The sequence below is a fragment of the Pseudarthrobacter oxydans genome (assembly GCF_013314975.1).
Classification (GTDB): domain Bacteria; phylum Actinomycetota; class Actinomycetes; order Actinomycetales; family Micrococcaceae; genus Arthrobacter; species Arthrobacter oxydans.
The window spans coordinates 1-4,967 of record NZ_JABTYH010000065.1; the positions used below are offsets into that span (position 1 = coordinate 1).

At 64.3% G+C, this 4,967-nt stretch carries 4 protein-coding genes; all 4 read left to right on the forward strand.

All coding sequences use genetic code 11. The features are described from left to right. Nucleotides 1–164: 164 nt before the first annotated feature. The 4 genes from HTS88_RS21775 (at nt 165) to HTS88_RS21790 (ending at nt 4,728) form a co-directional block, all read left to right on the forward strand. Nucleotides 165–1,277: a tyrosine-type recombinase/integrase gene (locus HTS88_RS21775; RefSeq protein WP_174182250.1), complete on the forward strand. Its 1,113-nt coding sequence runs from the start codon at nt 165–167 to the stop codon at nt 1,275–1,277. Between the two features lie 431 nt (nt 1,278–1,708). Beyond that, on the forward strand, nt 1,709–3,736 hold the full coding sequence (locus HTS88_RS21780; protein ID WP_174182252.1) for a tyrosine-type recombinase/integrase: 2,028 nt from the start codon (nt 1,709–1,711) through the stop codon (nt 3,734–3,736). After that, complete coding sequence (locus HTS88_RS21785; RefSeq protein ID WP_174182254.1) at nt 3,733–4,329, forward strand: DUF6262 family protein; 597 nt, start codon at nt 3,733–3,735, stop codon at nt 4,327–4,329. Before HTS88_RS21780 ends, HTS88_RS21785 begins: the two co-directional genes overlap by 4 nt. A gap of 195 nt (nt 4,330–4,524) precedes the next feature. Then, the gene (locus HTS88_RS21790; RefSeq protein ID WP_246256559.1) at nt 4,525–4,728 is read left to right on the forward strand and encodes a hypothetical protein; all 204 of its coding nucleotides are present in this window, start codon (nt 4,525–4,527) and stop codon (nt 4,726–4,728) included. The last annotated feature ends 239 nt before the right edge of the window (nt 4,729–4,967 follow it).

A 4,967-nucleotide genomic window follows, 5' to 3' on the forward strand; every position in this document is an offset into this window, starting at 1 on the left:
CGCTGTTTATCTGTAGTCATGGATCAGCGTCCTCGATTGTCAGTGACTGGTTGGTTTTTCTTCGTGGTGGACACGTCGGCTTCGTTGTCAGTGGCTGCCTTTAGGGTGCTCCCATGATTGCCCCTGGAGCGTTCGGGTTTCGTTGGGTGCGGTCCACTTCCGGAGTGGATCCTGCTGTCGTGTTCGAGCGGCGGAGCGGGGTGATTCATCCGGGGGCGTGTGATTGGTTGCGGTCTTTGGTTGAGTCCGGCGCTTCGCCGAACACGGTGCGCAATTACGGTCTGAGGGTTGCGGGGTTCCTGAGCTGGCTTCCAACTCAGGGCCTGGCTTGGACCCAAGCGAGGTCCTCGGTGATGGTGCGTTGGAAGAACCATCTGTCGGTGACACCCGTGCAGCGTGGGGCGGGGGTGGCGAGGCTGAGACGTCCCGCGACGGTCGGTGCGTGGCTGGTTGCGGTGGTCGAGTTTTACCGGTGGGCGGCGCTGGAGGGTCTCGTGCCAAAGGCACTGGTGGCCCGTTTATCGGAGGAGCAGTTCGTCAGGCCTGGTCCCCGGGGTGGGGAACGCGGCCGGATGCGCAGTGTTCCCGTCAAGGAGCTGCGGGTCAGGACGGTGGAGGTGCCGAGGGCGCCGGCGTGGTTGTCGGAGGAAGCGGACCGGCGGGCGTTGCTGGCGCTGCCGTTGCGCCAGCGGGACCGGTTCTTGGTGGAGTTGCTCTACTTCGCAGGGTTGCGTGTTGGTGAGGCGTTGTCGTTATTCCGGGAGGATCTGCACCTGCTGGCAGACAACCGGCCGCACGGCTGCGTGATCAGAGGTCCGCATGTTCATGTGGTGCGCAACCGTCCGGCGAACGGGGCCCGGGCGAAGTCCTTGCGGGTGGTCCCGGTCCCGGCGGAGCTTGCGTTCTCCTATCAGGAGGCGCTGCGGGAGCGGATCGACCGTGTTGGTGATGACCGGGGACAGAACGTTTTCGTCGCCCTGGACGGGCCGACGGCGGGACAGGCGCTGAGCTACGCGCGGGTGGTGGACTTGTTCCGCCGGTTATCGAAGCTGCTGGGGTTCAAGATCCGTCCGCATGTGCTGCGGCATACGAGGGCGACGATCTGGTTGCGCGGGCTGGAGGGCGTCCCGGTCGATCTTGACGTCGTGCGGGTGTTGCTCGGTCACCGGTCGATCGCTTCGACCCTGATCTACACGCACGCCTCCGAGGAGTCGCTGAGGGCGGCGGTGGCCAACCCGGCAGTCCAGTTCCCCAAGTTCCCGGGGCCGGGCGCATGAGTGCCGTTGCGGAGGAACTGGTTCCGTCCCCATCCGGTGTCGGCACGGGCTGGCGCGAGTTTCTGGCCGGGAAGCTCAGCGATGACTGGGCCGTTGGTTCCTGGGACCCGACCAGGGGCGTGTTGACGATCGACCCGTTCAACGAACTCAACGATTTCAAGGTCTGTGACCGGCCCGGCTGCACCAACCCGGCCGCCCGGGTGGCGTATTGCCAATCGTGCGTGCGACGGGCCCGGGCGGAAGGGTTACCGGTGGAGGAATACGCCCGAACCCGGCCGAAAGCGGATCCTCTGGAAGGGCGGTCAACACGGGGCTTCACGCTGTGCGGGGTTCACGATGAGACAGGCCAGCGTTGCGGGCGGGCGCAAACGATCCGTGGACTCTGCCCATCGCACTACTACCGGTTCGCCAAGAGCTGCAAAGCCTTGGGCATGCCGGTCTCCGATGAGTTGCTGGCGGCGTTCATTACCGACCGGGCAGGGAAAGTGGCCTACCCCTCGGTGCCCTGCCCGGTGCCCGGCTGTGACCGGGTGTTCTCCATGCCCCTCTCAAGCGGGCTCTGCGATTATCACAACTCCGGTTTGCGGGCGGCGCAGCGGCTGGACCGCGCGCTCACCGTGACAGGTTTCATTGGATCCGACAGTGTCCTGGAACGCCATCAGTTGCCGTTGCGGTCCTTGACGGAGCCAATGCGCACTGAACTGCTGTTTGTCCTTCAGCAGTACTCGACCCGTGGATACGGCAGGCTGATAGTGAACAAGCTGCGGCCGTTCATCAACGACGCCCGCCATGACGAGCACGCCGATCTGCTGGAGTGTTTCCGCACGCACGAGCACGCCACACGGCTCAAGGGAGTCCGGTCGGTCGGGATCCTGGTGTTGGAGAAGGCCCTGCGGGGCTTCACCGGGTATGAGTCGCTGCAGGAGGATCTGATCTACTTGCAGGACCTCCCGCTGCGGGTGACGAACTCGCACCCCAACGCCGACTTAGCCGGGTCCCCACTGGACCTGAGGGAGATCTCCCAGCCGTGGCTCGCCGCCGCTTTCCGTGCATGGCTCGGGTCAACGTTGGAGCCCCGAACCCGCGTCCAGCGGGGCTTCGCCGCCTGCGTCGAAGCCTCCGCGGTGCTCCGTGCCAAACGCAGCGACGCGGGCATCGACCCAACCCGGCTTGCCTACGAGGACATGGCGGCCATCTCCACCCGGTTCGATGCCCGCTGGCCCGTCAGGGCCTCACAAACAATCCACGCCGTGTGGTGGGAGCTTTGCCGGACCGCCAGGCGGCTGGGGACCTGGCAGCAGATCCCGGAAAGCTTCGCGCAGAACTACGCGGGCCACAAGAGGGCGGCACGACGAGAACGGAACGACCAACGAGTCGAAAACGACAGGGTCACCCCTGCCGCGGTGATCGAGCATCTGCGCAACCATACCGCTCAGATGAACGTCGGCCGGCACACCAAAATGTATCGGTGCGTGCTGGAACTATTGATGGAAACCGGGCGACGGCCCGGCGAGATCACCTCTCTGGGCACGGACTGCCTCCTGCAGGACCGGCACGGCGGCTGGCTGCTGCGCTACACCGCTCACAAAACCGGAGGAGCCATCAAAGAGCTCCCGGTCGAAACACCGGTCGTGGAATCCATCCGCCGCTGGGAAAGGGACCGGGAAGACCTCGGCATCCGCTCATCCTTCCTGTTTCCGACCGGCCGGCGCCGGCTGAAGGACGAGAACATCCCACATATCGGCGAGACATACCTGGCCGGTATCCTGCATAAGTTCGCCGAGTCGCTCCCGCCCGTTCCCGGTCTGGTGCTGGACGCGGACGGGAACACGGTCGACTTCGACCTCGCCAGCGTCCAACCGTATGACTTCCGCCGCGCTTACGCGCAGCGGCATGCGGACAACGGCACGGACCCGGACGTGCTGCGTCAGCTCATGGACCACGTCTCCATGGCGACAACGATGGGCTACTACCAGGTCAGTTCAAAACGCCGCCGCCAGGCAGTGAGCACCCTCGCGCCTCTGGCCCACGACCGTCACGGCCGCCAGATCGGGATCGGTGACGGGCGAGTGCAACTGAAAATCACCCCGGTCCCCTACGGAGACTGCGCAGAACCAAACAATGTCGCCGCCGGGGGCACCGCATGCCAGCTCCGGTATCAGTGCGCCGGCTGCGGGTTCTTCCGCCCCAACCCCTCCCACATCCCGGAGATCGAAAAGGAGATCCTGAAACTCCGATCCCAGCTGCGCATCGCCGAAGCTTCCGACACAGCCGCCTACCTTCTCGAGGCCCAACGGGGCCTGATCACGGACTACGAAAAAGTGCTGGCAACCATGCGCGCACGGCTTATGGAGCTCCCGCCCGAACAACGCCGCGAAATCGACACCATGTCCGAAGTCATGCGCCGCGCCCGCAGCGCCGCACTGGCCAACAAACAGATCGAGCTGAGGGAACTATGACCACCGGCCACACCCCGGCCAAGGGAAATGCCGCCGCGCTGGCCCGGGCACGCGCTAAGACCTCGGCCCGCAAACACCACGACGTCGTGGCAGCGCTGAAAGTCGCCGCGGACCGCGGACACTCCCTCACCGTCTCCACGCTGGCCGCTGCCGCGGGCGTGAGCCGCCAATACCTCTACAGCCAACCAGACCTCCTGGACACTCTCCGCCGCCACCAACAAACACAGACCGGTCTCGACGATCCGCCGCTGCGCGCTGCGCGGGCAGCTGACCTGGTCAACGCGCATGAGACCATCAAACGGCTTAAAGGCCACATCCGTGAACTGAACCTGAAACTCGACGCGGGACTGGCGGCGCAGCTGGAACTACGTGATGAGAAACGGCTCCGGCAACTCTACGAACAACGCGGCCAGGAGATCGACCGGCTCATCGCCACCAACACGGACCTTTCCCGGACCATCGCCCAGCTGCGGGAAACCGTGCGCGGCCTCGAAGACGACCTCACCATCGAACGCACCGCACTGCGCGAGCTCACAGGCCAACCATCAAACGTCACCAACATGCGGTTCGGCCACGCCCCCAAACCCGTCTGACCCGGCATGCGGTCACAAACGCCGCACGATCCAGTCCAACCAGGAACCAGGTCCTGCCCGTCCCTACACACGGGAGAGAATGGATGCATGAGGTTGGAACTACTCCACATTGATCAATGCCCCAACACAGCCAGCGCACACAGACTCCTCGAAGAAGCGCTGACTGCCTTGGATCACACCGATACCAAAATTCACATGCGCTTGCTGAAGTCCGTCTCTGACATTGAGGGCACCGGATTTGCCGGGTCCCCCACCATCACCGTCAACGGAGACGATATCTTCCCCGACGGGGCACCCTCAGCCGATCTGGCCTGCCGCATCTACATGACCCCCAATGGGTTTGCCGGCCTGCCAACAATGGATCAACTCACCAAAGCCCTCCGCGATCGTGGACTCTGAATCCGTGGCCTGCTCGTGCTGCGGAAGGCTGAAGCAGCGTTCCAAAATGCACGCTCTTGGGTCGGAACCCGCTTACATATGTCGGCGCTGCGGCCTATGGGTTGCACTCCGGATCCGGCGAGACCCTCCCGGCGAACGCTGACCGGAACCACCACTGACAAACACCCCCAAGTCGTGGACGTCGTTGACACAACGAATCCGCGGAATCTAGCGCAGAACTGTTGACAGCACACAGATAA

What these genes read in the sequence shown, in the direction of transcription:
- HTS88_RS21780 (WP_174182252.1), top strand. Translation starts at nt 1,709, where the DNA reads ATGCCGGTCTCCGATGAGTTGCTGGCGGCGTTCATTACCGACCGGGCA.
- HTS88_RS21785 (WP_174182254.1), top strand. Translation starts at nt 3,733, where the DNA reads ATGACCACCGGCCACACCCCGGCCAAGGGAAATGCCGCCGCGCTGGCC.
- HTS88_RS21790 (WP_246256559.1), top strand. Translation starts at nt 4,525, where the DNA reads ATGCGCTTGCTGAAGTCCGTCTCTGACATTGAGGGCACCGGATTTGCC.